Source organism: Streptomyces sp. NPDC008121, from assembly GCF_042957155.1.
GTDB lineage: Bacteria > Actinomycetota > Actinomycetes > Streptomycetales > Streptomycetaceae > Streptomyces.
Map to the genome: position 1 here is coordinate 224938 of NZ_JBIBHT010000001.1, position 16493 is coordinate 241430.

Sequence of the window (16493 nt, forward strand, 5' to 3'; positions counted from 1 at the left end):
GAGTCCTCCATGGACGGGATCGTGCTGTTGCGCGAGGACCACAAGACGGTCGAGAAGCTGTTCAAGCAGTTCGAGAAGACCGACGACGACGCGCACGCCGAGCGGCGGAGCATCGTCGACCAGGTGATCGAGGAGCTGACGGTGCACGCCTGGATCGAGGAGCAAATCTTCTATCCGGCGGCCCGCGAAGGCGCCCCCGACACGACCGATCACATCCTGGAGAGCGTCGAGGAGCACCACGCGGTGGTGTGGATGCTCTCCGAGCTCAAGGACATGGAGCCCGCCGACGAGCGTTTCAAGGCGAAGATGTCGGTCCTGATGGAGAACGTCCGCCACCACGTCGAGGAGGAGGAGCAGGAGTGGTTCCCCGAGGTCCGCAAGGCCCTGGGGCGCAACCGCCTGGTCGAACTCGGCGACGAGATGCGGAAGGCCAAGGAGTCGGCTCCGCGCGACCCGCTCGCCGTCCCCAGCGCCACCGATGCCTAGCCCCGCCCCGGCACCGGACGGGACCGGTGACGTCTCGCTGACCGTGAACGGCTCGCCGCGGACGATGCGTCTGGACAACCGCACCACCCTGCTGGACGCGCTGCGGGAGCACCTGGACCTCGTCGGCGCCAAGAAGGGCTGCGACCACGGGCAGTGCGGGGCGTGCACGGTCCTCGTCGACGGGCGGCGGGCCAACAGCTGCCTGCTGCTCGCCGTGGCGTGCGACGGCTCGGAGGTCACCACGGTGGAGGGCCTCGGCGCGGACGGCCTGCTCCACCCGGTGCAGGAGTCGTTCGTCGCCCGGGACGCCCTGCAGTGCGGCTACTGCACCCCCGGACAGATCTGTTCCGCCGTCGGCATGCTCGGCGAGGCCGCCGAGGGGCACCCCTCCCTGGTGACGCCCCCGGACCGGCCGTCCGAGGGCGGCCCAGCCGCGCTCGACGCCGAGGAGATCCGGGAGCGCATGAGCGGCAACCTCTGCCGCTGCGGCGCCTATCCGAACATCGTCGACGCGATCGAGGAGGTGGCGACGCCATGAAGCCGTTCGCCTATCTCCGCGCCGGTACGGCCGACGAGGCCATCGAAGCGTTCGGCTCCCACCCCGAGGCCCAGTTCCTCGGCGGCGGGACCAATCTGGTGGACCTGATGAAGCTGGGGGTCGCCGCCCCGGAACTCCTCATCGACGTGAGCCGGCTGCCGCTGGACACGGTCGAGGAGACGCCCGAAGGGGGCCTCGACATCGGGGCGACCGTCCGCAACAGCGACCTGGCCGCCCATCCGGCGGTCCGGGGGCGGTACCCCGCTCTCTCGCAGGCCTTGCTGTCCGGTGCCTCCGGGCAGTTGCGCAACACCGCCACCACCGGCGGGAACCTGCTCCAGCGCACCCGTTGCCCGTACTTCCAGGACCCGTCGAAGCCCTGCAACAAGCGGGAGCCGGGCACGGGCTGTCCCGCCCGGGAGGGGGCCCACCGCGATCTCGCGGTCCTCGGCCACTCGGCCCACTGCGTGGCGACCCATCCCTCGGACATGGCCGTCGCGCTGGCCGCCCTCGACGCCGTGGTGCGGCTGCGCGGCGCGGACGGGACGCGCTCGGTCCCCGTGACGGACTTCCACCGGCTGCCCGGCGACTCCCCCGAGCGGGACACCGTCATCCGCCCGGGTGAACTCGTCACGGGCATCACCCTGCCGCCCCGCCCGGCGGGAACGCGCAGCGCCTACCGCAAGGCCCGGGACCGCGCCTCGTACGCGTTCGCCCTCGCCTCCGTCGCCGCCGTCGTGCGCGTGGAGGACGGGGTCGTCGCGGACGCGGCGCTCGCCTTCGGCGGGCTCGCGCACCGGCCGTGGCGCGCCCGGGCCGCCGAGGACGTGCTGCGCGGGGCTCCCGCCACCCCCGAGACCTTCGCCCGGGCGGCCGACGCGGAACTCGCCGCGGCCGAGCCGCTGCGCGACAACGGCTTCAAGGTGACGCTGGCGCGGAACCTCGCCGTCGACGTCCTCAGCCACCTCGCCGCCTCCTCCGACGGAGCGGGCGGCGCCGAAGGAGACCGGACCCCGTCATGAACGACCGACTCTCCCCCACCGATCGCCTCGCCGACGACGACCGGCAGGACGCCGCCTCCCCGCGGGCCACGGCATCCGCCGCGGAGCCGAGGACCTCGGCCGGCCGGAAGCCCGCCGACGCCCTCGGCAGCGACGTGCCGCGCCGCGAGGCCCGGCTGAAGGTGACGGGCGCGGCCCGGTACGCGGCCGAACACACGCCCCCCGGCTGCGCGTACGCCTGGCCCGTGCCGGCGACCGTCGCCCGCGGCCGGGTCACCGCCGTCCACAGCGACGCCGCTCTGGCGCTCCCCGGTGTCCAGGCCGTCCTCAGCCATACGAACGCGCCCCGTCTGGGCACCCCGGACGACCCGACGCTCGCCGTGCTGCAGGACGACCGGGTCCCCCACCGGGGGTGGTACGTCGCCGTCGTGGTGGCCGACACCCCGGAGAACGCCCGCGCCGCCGCCGAGGCGCTGGGCGTGGAGTACGCGACCGAGGAGCACGACGTACGGCTCCGGGCCGACCACCCGGGGCTCTACACCCCGGAGGAGGCCAACGGCGGCCACCCGGCCGTGCGGGAACGGGGCGACTTCGACGCGGCCTTCGACGCCGCCGACGTCCGGGTCGACGCGACGTACACCATGACGGCGCAGCACAACCACCCGATGGAACCGCACGCCGCCACCGCCTGGTGGGACGACGAGGGCCGGCTGACCGTGCACGACTCGAGTCAGGGGTCGACGACGGTACGCGACACCCTGGCGGGCCTGTTCGGCCTGCCCTCCGAGGCGATCACCGTCGTGTCCGAGCACGTCGGCGGCGGCTTCGGCAGCAAGGGCACGCCCCGCCCCCATGTGGTGCTCGCGGCGATGGCCGCCCGGCACACGGGTCTGCCGGTGAAGCTGGCCCTCCCCCGCCCGCACCTCGCCGCCGTCGTGGGCCACCGGGCGCCGACCGTGCAGCGCGTCCGGATCGGCGCGGGCGGCGACGGCGTCATCACGGCGCTCGCTCACGAGATCGTCACCCACACGTCCACGGTCAAGGAGTTCGTCGAGCAGGCCGCCGTCCCGGCCCGGACGATGTACACCTCGCCGGCCGGCCGCACCGTCCACCGGGTGGTCGCCCTCGACGTGCCGACGCCCTCCTGGATGCGCGCTCCGGGCGAGGCCTCGGGAATGTACGCCCTGGAGTCGGCGATGGACGAACTCGCCGTCGCCACCGGTATCGACCCGGTGGAACTGCGCGTGCGCAACGAACCGGACACCGAGCCGGACAGCGGGCGGCCGTTCAGCAGCCGGCACCTCGTCGAGTGCCTCCGCGAGGGGGCCCGGCGCTTCGGCTGGGACCGCCGCGACCCGCGGCCCGGCGTGCGTCGTGAAGGGGACCTGCTGCTCGGCACCGGAGTGGCCGCCGCCACCTATCCCGTGCTGGTCAGCCCCTCCACGGCCGCCGCGCACGCCGCGCCGGACGGCACGTACACCGTCCGCGTCAACGCCACCGACATCGGTACGGGCGCGCGGACCGTGCTCGCGCAGATCGCCGCCGACGCCCTGGGCGCGCCCGTGGAGTCGGTGCGCGTCGAGATCGGCAGCAGCGGGCTGCCCGACGCCTCGCTCGCGGGCGGTTCCTCGGGCACCGCGTCCTGGGGCTGGTCGGTGCACAAGGCGTGCGCCGAGCTCGCCGGGAAGCTGCGCGGACACTCCGGGGCGCTGCCGCCTGACGGTCTGTCCGCGACGGCCGACACCGCGGAGGAGGCCGGGCGCGAGACCCCTTACGCGCGGCACGCGTTCGGGGCACACTTCGCGGAGGTCCAGGTCGACACCGTGACCGGCGAGGTCCGGGTGCGCCGGCTCCTCGGGGTCTACGCCGCGGGCCGCGTGCTCAATCCCCGTACCGCCCGCTCCCAGTTCATCGGCGGGATGACGATGGGCATCGGGATGGCCCTGACGGAGACCAGCTCCCTCGACGCGGCCTTCGGCGGCTTCACCGAGCGCGATCTGGCGTCGTACCACGTCCCGTCCTGCGCGGACGTGCCGGCGATCGAGGCGCACTGGCTGGAGGAGGACGATCCGCACCTCAACCCGATGGGGAGCAAGGGGATCGGCGAGATCGGCATCGTCGGCACCGCCGCCGCCCTCGCTAACGCCGTCCACCACGCGGTGGGCGTGCGGCTCCGGGACCTGCCGCTGACGCCGGACCGTCTCCTCCCCCACCTCACGGACGGGCCGGATCCAGGAAACGGCCCCGCGCGGCCGCGAGGGTGAAACCGGGGCCGAATCCGATGAGCAGGCCCTCGGCGTCGTGAGGGGGCGGTGCGTCGAACGTCCGGGCCAGGACGTCGAGGACGGCCGCCCCGCCGAGGTTGCCGCGGGCGGCGAGACTGGCCCACGAGTGTGTCAGGTCGCCGGTGGCCGGGTCGGGGTCCAGGCCGAGTCCGTGGGCGGCGTCGGTGAGGATCCGGGGACCGCCGGGGTGGACGACCGCGAAGTCGAGCGGGCGTCCGCCGAGCCATTTCGTGAGGGCGGGCAGGCAGTCGTTCAGGGCGCGGGTGGCCGTCGGTGCGGAGTCGAAGGCGAGGCCCGCCGCGGACAGCCGGCCCCGATAGCGCTCGATGCTGTCGGGCAGGACGTACTCGTAGGTGTCGTCGAGCAGGAGGCGCGGGCCCGGCCGTGCCGGTGCGCCGGAGGCGACGACGGCGGCGGCCCCGTCCCCGAACAGCGCTTTGTAGATCATCGATTCGCGGCTGGTGTCGGCGTGGTTGTACGTGGCCGCGGACAGGCACTCGGCCACCACGACGAGGACGTGGGCGCCGGGGTGGAGGGCGATGTCCCGGTGGGCGTAGACCAGGGACTGCGCGCCGCCCGCGCAGCCCAGGGTGGCCAGGGGGATGCGGCGTATGTCGGGTCTCAGGCCCAGTTCGTGGACGAGGTGGATGTCGAGGGACGGCACGGTCCAGGAGGTGGTGTGGCTGGTGACGACGCAGTCGACGTCCTCGGGCTCCAGGCCGGCGTGGGTCAGGGCCTGCCGGCCGGCCTCGACCGCCAGCCGCAGGGCGTCCGCGTAGGCGGCCCGGTTGCGTTCCTCGACGGGGGCGTCGCCGGAGACGGTGGGGGCGGACAGGGGCCGGGTGAAGTGGCGGGTCGCGACCGTCGTCGCGCGGGCGATCCGCAGGAACGCGTCGAGCCGGGGCAGGTCGGGATGGGCGCGCCGGATGTCCTCGCACAGCTCGTCGGTGGTGACGACGTGCTCGGGCAGGGCGATGGCGGGCCGGGCGAGATACGTCAAGGCTGACTCCCCTGGGTGGGTCGGGCGGGCGTACGGGAACGGTAAGCGAGGAGGCCTCGCCCGATGTCCCGTACGGCGGGCGTCAGGAGCGCAGGGGGGCGGTGAGGACGGGGTCGCGTTCGGTCAGCGACGCCCCGGGGGTGTAGAGCAGGAGCATGACGCGGGCGCCGGGCGAGGTGACGGGCTCGGCGACGCAGGTGGTGACCCAGCCGGGGCCGTGGACCGCGTGGTTGACAGGTCGTTCGGAGCCGTCGGGGTACGGGACCGGGGAGGTGGCGGTCTCGCGGTAGAGGGGGCCGGCGACCGGGTCCTTCAGCACCTCGGCCTCCATCCGCGCGAGCGCCGGGTTGTGCGGCCGCATCTCCACGGCGTGGCGCAGCTGGGGCATGACCAGGGGCGCCCAGCGGGTCTCCCAGTCGATGAGGACCTCGGAGCGGGCCTCGGGGTCGAGCAGCATCCAGCGCATGGTGTTGGCGGGCGGCCGGCCGCCGGGGAAGAGGTGGCGGTACTCCAGGTTGTGGGCGAGGACGTTCCACTCGGCGTCGTTGATGTAGGCCAGGGCACCGGTGATCTGGTCGACGACCCGCTGCCATACGCCGGGTACGGACATGCCCGAGTCGCGGTGCAGGGTGAACGGCGGGTTCTCGCGGCGGGCCAGGCGCCACAGGAACGTCCACTCCTGTTCGTTCAGCCGGAGGACCTTCGCCACCGAGGTGAGGAATTCGTTGCCGGGGTTGGCCAACTGGCCGTTCTCGAACCGGTTGTAGGTCCCGGGGGCGCGGTTCAGCAGCTCGTCCATCTGCTCCTGGCTCAGCCCGGCCGCCCGGCGGCCGGGCCCGGGTATGCGGGGCGGGAATCCCGCCGAGACGGGATCGATCGCGGCCCGGCGCTCCCGGAGGAGCTGCTTCAACGGCCCGCGGACACTTGCGACTCGCACGTGACACACCTTCGCTCGCTCGGACTTCGCCGACGGGACGGCGTCGGTCTTGTCGCGTCAATTATCTGCATCCGTACTCCCTGGAAAGCTCCGCCCCCGGGGCGCGAGACTCTGACCCACGGAACTCACCCCCCTCTTCACGGACGGGACGGGTAAGACCGCGGCCGGTGTCGACAATCGCCATTGCGTAGCGTCCTCGGTACCGGCCGCAGCGGGTACACCAGTACGACATCCCCCTGTCACCTGGGCCCGCGACCGGCCCAGGACGGCACCCTCGCCGCCGTGGGCCGCGGCGTCCCGACGGCACCCTCGCCGCCGGTCCGCCGGCCCTGGCGGCACCCTCGCCACCCGGGCCACCTGGCCGGCCCGGGCAGCACCCCCGCCCCCGGGCCGGCCACAGAACGCCCTCGCCGGAGCCCCGGCGCCGGCGTCACCAGGGCCGCGAGCCCGGCCTGATCCGGACGAGAGGCCCTAGACTCGGCGGATGGCCAAGTACTTCGACGTCCACCCCGACAACCCGCAGCCGCGCACCATCGGCACGGTGGCCGACAGCATCCGTTCCGGCGCGCTCGTCGCCTATCCGACGGACTCCTGTTACGCCCTGGGGTGCCGGGTGGGCAGCCGGGACGGCATCAGCCGCATCCGGACGATCCGGAACCTCGACGACCGGCACCACTTCACCCTCGTCTGCGAGAGCTTCGCGCAGCTGGGGCAGTACGTGCACATCGACAACAACGTCTTCCGCGCGATCAAGGCGGCGACGCCCGGCAGCTACACCTTCATCCTGCCCGCGACGAAGGAGGTGCCGCGCCAGCTGCTGCACCCCAAGAAGAAGACGGTCGGCGTCCGGATCCCCGACCACACCGTCGTCCAGGCGCTCCTCGCCGAGCTGGGCGAACCGCTGCTGTCCAGCACCCTGCTGCTGCCCGACGAGGCCGAACCGCTGACGCAGGGCTGGGAGATCAAGGAACGGCTGGACCATCTGGTGGACGCCGTCCTCGACTCGGGCGACTGCGGCACCGAGCCGACCACCGTGATCGACTTCTCCGGCGACGGCGTGGAGATCGTCCGCCGGGGAGCGGGAGACACCACGCCCTTCGAGTAGTCCCGCGCCCGGACGTGCCCGTCTCCCTCTGGGTAGGGCGGACGCGGCGGTTGAGTACCGGTACTCACGTCGGCGGCCGGCCCGCCGCCGACGATGGAGGGGTACGACACCGCCGAGTCCGAGTCCGGGAGAACCGCCCATGCTCAGCCGCATCGCCGACGTCCTGGTGCCCGCCGTCGGCCGCCTGACGGTCACCACCGACACCGACACCGCGTTCGCGCCCGGCAGCGTCATCGCCGCCAACCACACCTCGCTCGCCGACCCCGCCGTCGTGCTGGCGGCGCTGCGGCGCCTGGGCGTCGAGCCGGTCGTCCTGGCCACCGCCGGCCTGTGGCGGATCCCGCTGCTCGGGCGCGCGCTGGCCCGTGAGGGGTACGTTCCCGTCCACCGCGGCGACCGCAGGGCCGCCGACTCCCTGACGGGCGCGGCGCGGGCCCTGGCGGACGGCCGGATCGTCCTGATCTACGGCGAGGGCGGGATCCCGAGCCGCGCGGACGCGGGCGAGGCGGCCCCGGAGGCGTTCCGCAGCGGGCTGTCCCGGCTCGTCGCGCACACGGGAGCGCCCGTCGTGCCGCTCGGTCAGGCGGGCGCCCGGCGCATCACCTCGGGGAGCCTCACGAAGCAGATCGCGGGGCTGGTCACGGCGCCGCTGCGCCGGCCGGGCCTGCACGTGCACGTCGGTGCGCCCGTGGTACTGACGGGCGAGGGCCCGGAGCGGACCGCGCACGCCCGCGCGGCGGTGACGGCGGCCTGGCGCACGGCGGCCGCCCACCTCGGCGAGCCGGTCGCCCTGGCCGCCTGACCGCGAAGGCCCGGGACCCGTTCGGGTCCCGGGCCTTCGGGTCGCGCACGCCGACGCGGCGCGGTCCGAGCCGGGGTCAGCCGATGGACCTGATGGTGTTCCAGCCGCTCGCACCGACCGTCGTGCGCTCGCCGTCCACCGGGTGGCCGGCCGAACCGGTCTCGCCGGCGTAGAACATCAGGGTGCCGGTGCCCTCGTTCGTCGTGGTCCACAGGTCGGCGACGCCGTTGCCGTCGGCGTCGGCCGCACCCGCGATGAGGGGGCGATTGACGAGGCCGTAGCCGTGGCCGTAGAGGGTGCGGTCGTCGAAGCCTCCGCCGTCGCGGCCCCGGTAGAGCCACAGGTCGCCCGTGGAGGTGTTGCGGGCCAGCAGGTCGGGCCGGCCGTCCCGGTCGGCGTCGCCGGGGGCGGTGAGGGTCATCGCGTCCCAGCCGCCGTTGCCGATGAGGACGGGGGCGGCCACGGCGGGGGCGGCGCCGCGCACACCCGCGTAGAGGAAGAGCTTGTCGTCGTACGAGAGGACCGCGTCGGGGTGGCCGTCCCGGGTGACGTCCCCGGGGCTGACGACCTTCGCGTCCGTGGGCAGACCGCCGGCGACCGTGACGGGGGCGGCCAGTGAGCCGTCGCCGCGGTTGGCGTAGACGCGCAGGTCGCCGCCCACCCGGGCGACGACGTCCTCCGTGCCGTCTCCGGTCCAGTCGCCGCGGTGCGTCACGGAGGCGCTCCCCCAGCCGCCGGTGCCGACGATGTCGTGGGCGCCGGGCACGCCGCCGGTCCCCTTGCCGTGGTAGAGGCGCAGCTTGCCCAGGTCGTCGACGGCCAGCAGGTCCGGCTTGCCGTCACCGGTCATGTCGCCGGGGACGGGTGCGTCGCGGAGGTAGGCGATGACGGGGGCGTGGTCGGAGTAGCCGTTGGGCGGGTTGGTCGCCTCGGTGCCGGCGTTCCGGGTCCGGTCCATGCGGGACTGGTCGACGGTGCAGGCCACGAAGCGGGCGCCGGCGGCGCGCGGGGTGGTGAACAGGTGGTCGAGCCAGTGGCGGCTGGGCGCGGCCGCGGTGGGTGCCCAGTACTGGTAGGTGTGGTCGCCGTCGACGCAGCGGTCCAGCTTCGAGGTGATCGGGGTCAGGTCGGCGGAGGCGGCGTTGCGGTTGAAGTCGCCGCCGATCACCACTCCGGCCGGGATGTCGTCCGCGAGGTGGGCGGCGATGGTCTCGGACTGGCGCTTGGCGATGGCCGACTCGCCGGGGATCAGGTGCGTGCTGCAGAACGTGTCGGGCAGGCCGGTGACCCGGGCGCACAGCATCGGCAGCTTGCGCGAGGACAGGTCGGCGGGCACCGTCTCGACCCGCTCGACGGGGCCGTCGAACGTGCCCTTGACGGCGAGCAGGACGCCCAGGTCGCCGCCGAGCGCCTCACCGCGGCAGCGGCTGTCCAGGTCCGACTCGCGGTTGCCGGGCGCGTGCGCGAAGGACCAGCCGTCGCCGAGACGTTCCTTCAGGAGCGCCATGTGGCTCTTGCGCCAGTTGGCACGGCGCTCGGCCTCGGGCGTGGCCTCGTCGTAGCCGCAGACCTCCTGGAGCATCACCACGTTCGCCTGGTGCTCGGTGACCAGCTGGGCGACCTGCTCCGCCTTGCGGTCGGGCTCGTTGCGGAAGGCGCAGTAACCCTCCACGCCGCGGGGGCTGCCGGCCTCTCCGCAGATGTTCCAGGTGACGACCCGCGTCTCCCCCGGGTACGGCGGGGTCGCCTGTGCCGTCCGGGCTGCCGCCGCCGTCTCGACCGCGGGCGCCGCCTGTACCGGCGCGCCGAGCAGCAGGCCGCCGGCGACGGCCAGTCCCAGCGCTGCCGTTGTCACTCTCTTCAACGTCGTTCCTCCCCTGAGGTCCGGTCCCGACGCGGGCCCGGACGCCGGGAGATCATCTCAGGCGCGAAGAGGCCAGGTCAGGGGAGGCCGGGGGAGGGCGCCGGGGCGGGATCAGGACAGGGGGACGGCGCGGACCGGGCCGCCGTGGCTCTGGTGTCCGCCGCTGGCCACCATGCGCACCTGTCCCTCGTCGTTGATCTCGGCCTGGACGATGCCCGTGTCGTCGGCGTAGACGGGGTGCCCGCCCGCGCCCTTGCGGTCGGTGCGGGTGACCACGATGGAGTCGCCCGAGACCGGAAATGTCAGCTCGTACCGTTCGACGCTTCCCATGCGCCCTTTATACCGATCGGGGCCAGGAACCGCGCATGTGCCGGGAGACCGTGCGGCCGGCTCCTCGGGGCCCGGTCGGGGAGCCGCGCGGGTGTCCCGGCGCGTCGGCGGCGGCCGGTGTCGCCGCCGAACGGGTCACGCTCCGGGGCGCTGCGCCCCCGGGCCCCGGTCACCGCAGGGCCGCGCGCCGTGGCTCACTGCAGGGCGCGCACCGCCGCCCGGAAGAGCGCCGGTGCGCGGCGCGCGGCGGGGACGACCAGGCGGGCGGCGGCGGGGTGGCGGGTGGCGCACAGGAGGGCCTCGGTCAGCAGGCGGTGCCGCCGCGTCAGCCGCGCCCAGCGCGCGGGGTACTCCTCGGGCCGTCCGGCGGCGAGGCAGGCGACGGCGGCCGTGGCGGTGGCCGCCGCGAGGGCGATGCCCTCCCCCGTGAGGGCGTCGACGTAGCCGGCGGCGTCGCCGATGAGCAGCACGCGCCCGGCCCGCACGTCCCGTGCCCGTCGGCGCAGCGGTCCGGCGCCGCGCACGGGACCCGCCTCCAGGCCCCGGAGCGAGGCGGCGAGGCCGGGGAAGGCGGCCAGCCGTTCCTCGTAGGGGCGGCGGTCGTGGCCGAGGAGGGCCACGCCCACCAGACGGTCCCCGACCGGTGTCACGTACGCCTCGCCCCGGGACGACCAGTGCACCTCCACCAGGTCCGTCCAGGGCGGGATCCGGTAGTGGCGGCGCAGGCCGTAGCGCCGGACGGCGCCGACGGGCAGGTCGAGGCCCAGTTCGCGGCGGAGCGGGGAGTGCAGGCCGTCGGCGGCGATCAGCCAGCGGGCCGTCGTGCCGGCGGCCGTGACGCGGGTGTCGTCCTGGTGGACGTGCCCCACCTTGCCGGGGACGATCCGGACGCCGAGTTCCACGGCCCGTCGGTGCAGGGCCTCGTGCAGCGTGGTCCGCCGGACGCCGAGGCCCGTACCGCCGTGGAAGGCGGCTTCGACCTCGCGGCCGCCGTCGGTGTAGCGGATGCCGCGCAGGTCCCGGCCGGCCGGTTGTACGCCGAGCCGGCGCAGGGCCGTCACCCCGCTGGGCATGATTCCTTCGCCGCAGGCCTTGTCGACGGGCCGGGCGCGCGGTTCGACGACGACGGTCTCCAGGCCCGCCCGCGCGGCCTGGATCGCGGCGGCCAGGCCTGCGGGTCCCCCGCCGGCCACCAGGAGGTCGATCACGCGCGGACGTCCGCTCCGCCCGCCGTACGCGCGGGGCTCGGGGTGGCGGCGGCGCCGAGCGCCGTCTCCTCGCAGCGGATGCGCACGGTCATGAGCACGGTGTTGAGCAGGGTGAAGACGAGGGCCGTGATCCAGGCGCCGTGGACGAGCGGCAGCGCGAGCCCTTCGACGGCGACGGCGACGTAGTTGGGGTGGCGTAGCCACCGGTACGGCCCCCCGGTGACGAGGGGGAGGCCCGGTACGACGATGACACGGGTGTTCCATCGTGGCCCGAGCGTGGCGACGCACCACCAGCGCAGCGCCTGCGCGGCGATGACGCCGGCGGCCATGGTCCAGCCGAGCCGCGGTACGAAGGGGCGCCCGGCCAGGGCGGTTTCGGCGAGGCAGCCGGCCAGCAGGCCGGTGTGCAGGGCGACCATCGCCGGATAGTGGCCGCGGCCGCTCTCCCTGCCTCCCCTGGCCCTGCTCCAGCGGGTGTTGCGCAAGGCGACGCCGAGTTCGGCGAGGCGTTCCACCGCCACGGCCAGCACCAGGCCGGTGTACCAGATCACGTGTCCTCCGTCCTACCAGCGCAGGAGCACCAGTTCGCTGCAGAATCCCGGTCCCATGGCCATGAGCAGGCCGGGCGTTCCCGGCTCGGGTCGTCGCTGCTCCAGGGTGTCCCTGAGGACGTGCAGGACCGACGAGGAGGAGAGGTTCCCCACCTCGGCGAGGGAGCGCCAGGTGATGTCGAGGGCGCCCTCGGGGCAGTTCGAGCACCTCGGAGACGGCTTCGAGGACCTTGGGGCCGCCGGGATGGCAGACCCAGTGGGCGATGTCCTTCGGCTTGAGGCCGTGTTCCTCCAGGAAGCCGCGGACGTCGTCGGCGAGGTAGCGGCGTACGACGTCGGGCACCCCGGGGTCGAGCACGACCTTGAAGCCGGAGTCGCGGATCTCCCAGCCCATGACGCCTTCGCTGTCCGGGTACATCCGGCTCCGCGTGTCCACGACCTCGGGCCCCCGCCCTCCCGGCCCTCGCCCGCCCGGCTCGCGCATGTCCGCCTCGCGTGGGTCCGGGGTTCCGGTCCCGGGTGACGCGGTTCCGGGCGGGGCGGCGGTGGCGCGGGACTCGTGACGGTCGCCGGTGGCGACCACGGCCGCCGCGCCGTCGCCGAAGAGCGCGGTCGCCACCAGGTTGGCGGGAGCGGCGTCCTGGCGCTGGAAGGTGAGGGTGCAGAGCTCGACGGAGAGGAGGACGGCCACGTGGTCGGGCCGGCCGACGAGATAGTCGTGGAGCCGGGCGACTCCGGCGGCTCCGGCGACACAGCCCAGGCCGAAGACGGGCAGGCGCTTCACATCGGCTCGCAGCCCCAGGCGTCCGACGAGCCGGGCGTCGACGGAGGGGGCGGCGACGCCGGTGACGGAGGTGAACATCAGCAGGTCCACGTCGGTGGGCCGCAGCCCCGCGGTCCGCAGCGCGCCCCGGACCGCCCGGCCGCCGAGCTCGACGGCCGCGTCGATGAAGACGTCGTTGGCCGCCCCGAAGCCTTCGATGGCGCCGTACCGCTCCAGGGGCAGCACCATGTGCCGGGTGTCCACCCGGGCGTTGCGGTGGATCCGGTCGAGGACCCGGCGGTCGGCGCCCGGCGGGAGGCAGGTGCGCGCCACCATGTCGGTCACGTCGCGCTGGGTGTGGCGATGGGGAGGGACGACACCGTGCACGGCCGCGATCCGGGTCATCCGGTCTCCTGAGGGGGAGGCGTCATGGCGTCATCCTGCACGCGGAATCGGGGCGAAGGTGACATTGCTCCCGCGCGTCCGCCGCTTTGGTGCGCGTTTCACGCGGTTTCCGGCGGGTGGGCGTCATTACGATCGCCGGATGGACACCGTGGAGGCGGCGCAGGCCGTGAAGGAGCCGCGGGCGGGCGCCGCGTCGGCGCGGCCGCGCGGGCGGGTGGCGGGTCTGGCGCTGTCCTGCCACCCGGGGCCGGTGGTCGCCGTCGTGACCCTGACGGCCGCCTTGTGCGCCGTGGCGGGTCTGGGCGTCTTCGACGGCCTGGCGGTCGTCGGCGCCGTCCTGGCCGGCCAGCTCTCGGTCGGATGGTGCAACGACGCCTTCGACGCCCGTCGCGACGCCGGGGCCGGGCGGCGGGGCAAGCCGGTGGCCGACGGCACGGTGTCCCGGCGCGCGGTGTGGGCAGCGGCGTTCACCGCCCTCGCGCTGTGCGTGCCGCTCTCCCTGGCCTGCGGTCTCCTCGCGGGTACGGTGCATCTCGCCGCGGTCGCGGCGGCGTGGCTGTACGACGTGTGGCTGAAGGCGACCGCGCTGTCCTGGCTGCCGTACGTCATCGGTTTCGGCGGTCTGCCGGCGGTCGTCACGCTGAGCCTGCCGGGGCACCCCTGGCCCGCCTGGTGGGCGATGACCGCCGGGGCCCTCCTCGGACTCGCGGCCCATCTGGCGGACGCGCTGCCGGACCTCGCCGACGACGAGGCCGCCGGTGTGCGGGGCTTGCCGCACCGGCTGGGGTCCGCATGGACCCGGCGCGTGCTGCCGGTCCCGCTCGTGGCAGCGACGGCCGTCCTGGCGCTGGGTCCGCCTGCCGGGGGTCCCGGCGGGTGCCCGGCCGCACTCGGGGCGGTGGCGGCGGCCGTCGGCTGCGCGGGCCCGGTGCTCGGACGGTGGTGGCGCAAGGCGGCGTTCGCGGGGGCGGTGGCCGTGGCTGCGGCGGACGTGGCACTGCTCTTGGCGCGCGGCTCGCAGATCGTGTGACGTTCCGCCCGTACGGAGCGGGGTGATCGCGGGCTCCGGGGGCGGTCCCGCCGGAAGGGGATCGGCGGGGCCGCCCCCGGAGCCTCGCGGCCGCTGCCCGTGGGGGGACGAGGAGCGCCTTCCCCGGATCCCTCACCTCACACCCCCCTACGCGAAGACCGCGTGGGACGGCGGGCAGGCAGCTCTGGCAGAGCGCGGGTCAGGGCAGCGGGGTGCCGCCGGTCGCGTTGACGATCTCGCCGGTGATGTAACTCGCCTGCGGGGAGGCGAGGAAGACGTAGGCGGGGGCCATCTCGGCGGGCTGCGCCGGGCGGCCCAGCGGCGACTGCTTCCCGAACTCCACGGTGTCCGGCAGGGTCGCCGGGATGAGCGGCGTCCAGACCGGCCCGGGAGCGACCGCGTTGACGCGGATGCCGTCGGAGGCGAGCATCTGCGCGAGCCCCTGGGTGAAGGTGACGATCGCACCCTTGGTCATCGCGTAGTCCAGGAGGTGCGGGCTCGGCTGGTACCCCTGCACCGACGTGGAGTTGATGACGACGCCGCCCTTGGGCATATGGGGCAGGGACATCTTCGTCAGCCAGAACATGCCGTAGAGGTTCGTCCGCATGACGCGGTCGAACTGTTCGGTGGTGATGTCCTGGATGCCGGCGGGCTGGGACATCTGATAGGCGGCGTTGTTGACGAGGATGTCGATCCGGCCCAGCTCCTCGACGGCCCGGGCGACGAGCCGGGCGCACTGCTCCTCGTCGCGGATGTCGCACGGCACGGCCACCGCCTTGCGGCCCGCGTCCTGGACCAGGCGCCTGGTCTCCTCCGCCTCGGACTCCTCCTCCGGGAGATGGGTGAAGACCACGTCGGCGCCCTCGCGCGCGAAGGCGAGGGCCACGGCACGGCCGATGCCCGAGTCGGCGCCGGTGATGAGGGCCTTGCGGTCGTACAGCAGGGCGTGGCCGTGATAGGTCGTCTCGCCGTGGTCGGGCGGCGGGTCCATCGGCCCGGTCCAGCCGGGGTGCTCCTGGTCCTGGGCGGGGAAGTCCGGCCGCGGGTATCGGTCGGCCGGGTTCGGTACTGCGTCGTCACGGTGCTCCATCGGCACACACCTCCGCGGGGGAACATAACAGTGGATAACGGGCCCCTTCCCGGCGCGACCCGCTCGAATCCTCCGAGTGCCGCACGCTCCCGCCTCCGGCTCCGGCTCCGTATCTGGCTCCGGTTCCGTCTCCGTCTCCGGCTCCGTCTCCGCGAAGGCCCGCCTACCCCGGGGCCCCCGGGACACGCCCGGCGGTACGGGCGGGACGCCGAGCGCCCGACCATCCCCCTCGTCTGCCTTGCCTGCCTCGCCCGGTGCGTCTCCGGGTGGGCTTCCGGGCGCTCGGGCAACTCCCCTGCCGCTGTGGCCGGTTCTCCGCCTGAGGACGCCCCACCGCCCGCACCCCCGCGGAGGCGATCGGCCGCGCACCCGGTAGGTTCGGATCATGGCTGTCATCCACCACACCACCCTGAAGCCCACCAAGCTGGAGCTGCTGACCTCCTGGCTTCCCGACCGGCCGTGGTACGTCGGCGACGCGAAGGGCGAGCCGCGGCTCGTCAAGGGGGGCGGCTTCCGGCTCGACGACCCCGAGGGCGAGGTCGGCATGGAGTTCATGGTCGTCACGGACACGTCCGGCAGCGAGCCGGTCTCGTACCACGTACCGCTCACCTACCGCGCGGCCCCGATCGACGGCGCCGCGGATGCCGAGCACGGTCTCGTCGGCACGCTGGAGCACGGCGTGCTGGGACTGCGGTACGTGTACGACGCCGCGCACGACCCGGTCGCGGTCGCCCAGGTGCTGGCCCTCCTCCAGGGCCGCGCCGAGCCGCAGGCACAGAGCGAGACCGACACCCCGGACCCCTCCGTGGTCCCCTCCTTCTCGGGGCCCGCGCGGGCGGACGTGGCCGGTCCTTCGACGGTGACGGACGGTCCTCAGGGGACCGACGTCCTCGTGCCGCTCACCGGGGACACGGGCACGTCGCCGAGCGCGCCGGACGCCCCGCTCCTCCTCCGGGTGACGCGCGTCCTGCGTCCGTCCGACTCGTCCGCCGCGGACGGGTCGCCTCTCGGAGACGTCACGGCCGGGTGGCACCTGCCGGACGGCACGGAGCACCGCGGCCGCTTCGTCGTGGCCCGCGCGGGCCACTGACGACGGCG

15 protein-coding genes and 1 pseudogene are annotated in these 16493 nt (G+C 74.5%); 8 read left to right on the forward strand and 8 right to left on the reverse strand.

The window, feature by feature from the left end:
- Positions 1-9 precede the first annotated feature (9 nt).
- From ACFZBD_RS00975 to ACFZBD_RS00990, 4 genes are read left to right on the forward strand one after another with little or no spacing between them, the layout of a single operon-like run.
- Positions 10-486 carry a hemerythrin domain-containing protein gene (locus ACFZBD_RS00975; RefSeq protein WP_391133203.1) on the forward strand — a complete coding sequence of 159 codons (477 nt, stop codon included), beginning with the start codon at positions 10-12 and terminating at the stop codon, positions 484-486.
- Entirely contained in the window at positions 479-1024 is a 546-nt protein-coding gene (locus ACFZBD_RS00980) for a 2Fe-2S iron-sulfur cluster-binding protein (protein ID WP_391133206.1), read from the forward strand. Before ACFZBD_RS00975 ends, ACFZBD_RS00980 begins: the two co-directional genes overlap by 8 nt.
- A complete protein-coding gene (locus ACFZBD_RS00985; RefSeq protein WP_391133209.1) occupies positions 1021-2046 on the forward strand; it encodes an FAD binding domain-containing protein in 1026 nt (341 codons plus the stop codon). Before ACFZBD_RS00980 ends, ACFZBD_RS00985 begins: the two co-directional genes overlap by 4 nt.
- Positions 2043-4289, forward strand: coding sequence for a molybdopterin cofactor-binding domain-containing protein (locus tag ACFZBD_RS00990; RefSeq protein WP_391133211.1), 2247 nt, complete (start codon positions 2043-2045; stop codon positions 4287-4289). Before ACFZBD_RS00985 ends, ACFZBD_RS00990 begins: the two co-directional genes overlap by 4 nt.
- Here ACFZBD_RS00990 and ACFZBD_RS00995 read toward each other — a convergent pair.
- On the reverse strand, positions 4240-5310 hold the full coding sequence (locus ACFZBD_RS00995; protein ID WP_391133214.1) for a PhlD: 1071 nt from the start codon (positions 5308-5310) through the stop codon (positions 4240-4242). The genes ACFZBD_RS00990 and ACFZBD_RS00995 overlap by 50 nt on opposite strands.
- 82 nt (positions 5311-5392) lie before the next feature.
- Positions 5393-6247, reverse strand: a complete 855-nt coding sequence (locus ACFZBD_RS01000; RefSeq protein ID WP_391133217.1) for a helix-turn-helix domain-containing protein — start codon at positions 6245-6247, stop codon at positions 5393-5395.
- Positions 6248-6731: 484 nt separating this feature from the next.
- Here ACFZBD_RS01000 and ACFZBD_RS01005 point away from each other — a divergent pair, with 484 nt between their 5' ends.
- Positions 6732-7352, forward strand: a complete 621-nt coding sequence (locus ACFZBD_RS01005; protein WP_391133220.1) for an L-threonylcarbamoyladenylate synthase — start codon at positions 6732-6734, stop codon at positions 7350-7352.
- 139 nt (positions 7353-7491) lie between these two features.
- Positions 7492-8154 (forward strand): 1-acyl-sn-glycerol-3-phosphate acyltransferase, encoded by a 663-nt coding sequence (locus ACFZBD_RS01010; protein WP_391133223.1) that lies wholly within the window; start codon positions 7492-7494, stop codon positions 8152-8154.
- A gap of 76 nt (positions 8155-8230) precedes the next feature.
- On the opposite strand, the gene ACFZBD_RS01015 is transcribed toward ACFZBD_RS01010, so the two are convergent.
- The 5 genes and pseudogenes from ACFZBD_RS01015 to ACFZBD_RS01035 form a co-directional block, all read right to left on the reverse strand.
- A complete protein-coding gene (locus tag ACFZBD_RS01015; RefSeq protein WP_391133227.1) occupies positions 8231-10009 on the reverse strand; it encodes an FG-GAP-like repeat-containing protein in 1779 nt (592 codons plus the stop codon).
- A gap of 120 nt (positions 10010-10129) precedes the next feature.
- Positions 10130-10348: a DUF6296 family protein gene (locus tag ACFZBD_RS01020; protein WP_391133230.1), complete on the reverse strand. Its 219-nt coding sequence runs from the start codon at positions 10346-10348 to the stop codon at positions 10130-10132.
- A gap of 194 nt (positions 10349-10542) precedes the next feature.
- Entirely contained in the window at positions 10543-11556 is a 1014-nt protein-coding gene (locus tag ACFZBD_RS01025; protein ID WP_391133234.1) for an FAD-dependent monooxygenase, read from the reverse strand.
- Positions 11553-12107, reverse strand: a complete 555-nt coding sequence (locus ACFZBD_RS01030; RefSeq protein ID WP_391133236.1) for an isoprenylcysteine carboxylmethyltransferase family protein — start codon at positions 12105-12107, stop codon at positions 11553-11555. The genes ACFZBD_RS01025 and ACFZBD_RS01030 overlap by 4 nt, the downstream gene beginning before the upstream one ends.
- A 12-nt stretch (positions 12108-12119) precedes the next feature.
- Positions 12120-13275: pseudogene (locus ACFZBD_RS01035) on the reverse strand (type III polyketide synthase).
- 139 nt (positions 13276-13414) lie between these two features.
- Here ACFZBD_RS01035 and ACFZBD_RS01040 point away from each other — a divergent pair.
- Positions 13415-14305 carry a UbiA family prenyltransferase gene (locus tag ACFZBD_RS01040; protein ID WP_391133239.1) on the forward strand — a complete coding sequence of 297 codons (891 nt, stop codon included), beginning with the start codon at positions 13415-13417 and terminating at the stop codon, positions 14303-14305.
- 199 nt (positions 14306-14504) lie between these two features.
- On the opposite strand, the gene ACFZBD_RS01045 is transcribed toward ACFZBD_RS01040, so the two are convergent.
- A complete protein-coding gene (locus tag ACFZBD_RS01045; RefSeq protein ID WP_391133242.1) occupies positions 14505-15395 on the reverse strand; it encodes an SDR family oxidoreductase in 891 nt (296 codons plus the stop codon).
- A gap of 385 nt (positions 15396-15780) precedes the next feature.
- Here ACFZBD_RS01045 and ACFZBD_RS01050 point away from each other — a divergent pair, with 385 nt between their 5' ends.
- Entirely contained in the window at positions 15781-16485 is a 705-nt protein-coding gene (locus tag ACFZBD_RS01050) for a 1,4-alpha-glucan branching protein (RefSeq protein WP_391133245.1), read from the forward strand.
- Positions 16486-16493: the final 8 nt, after the last annotated feature.

Bases quoted from the DNA above. Each gene is read 5' to 3' on its own strand.
- ACFZBD_RS00975 (WP_391133203.1), top strand. From the start codon at position 10: ATGGACGGGATCGTGCTGTTGCGCGAGGACCACAAGACGGTCGAGAAG.
- ACFZBD_RS00980 (WP_391133206.1), top strand. From the start codon at position 479: ATGCCTAGCCCCGCCCCGGCACCGGACGGGACCGGTGACGTCTCGCTG.
- ACFZBD_RS00985 (WP_391133209.1), top strand. From the start codon at position 1,021: ATGAAGCCGTTCGCCTATCTCCGCGCCGGTACGGCCGACGAGGCCATC.
- ACFZBD_RS00990 (WP_391133211.1), top strand. From the start codon at position 2,043: ATGAACGACCGACTCTCCCCCACCGATCGCCTCGCCGACGACGACCGG.
- ACFZBD_RS01005 (WP_391133220.1), top strand. From the start codon at position 6,732: ATGGCCAAGTACTTCGACGTCCACCCCGACAACCCGCAGCCGCGCACC.
- ACFZBD_RS01010 (WP_391133223.1), top strand. From the start codon at position 7,492: ATGCTCAGCCGCATCGCCGACGTCCTGGTGCCCGCCGTCGGCCGCCTG.
- ACFZBD_RS01020 (WP_391133230.1), bottom strand. From the start codon at position 10,348: ATGGGAAGCGTCGAACGGTACGAGCTGACATTTCCGGTCTCGGGCGAC.
- ACFZBD_RS01040 (WP_391133239.1), top strand. From the start codon at position 13,415: ATGGACACCGTGGAGGCGGCGCAGGCCGTGAAGGAGCCGCGGGCGGGC.
- ACFZBD_RS01045 (WP_391133242.1), bottom strand. From the start codon at position 15,395: ATGGAGCACCGTGACGACGCAGTACCGAACCCGGCCGACCGATACCCG.
- ACFZBD_RS01050 (WP_391133245.1), top strand. From the start codon at position 15,781: ATGGCTGTCATCCACCACACCACCCTGAAGCCCACCAAGCTGGAGCTG.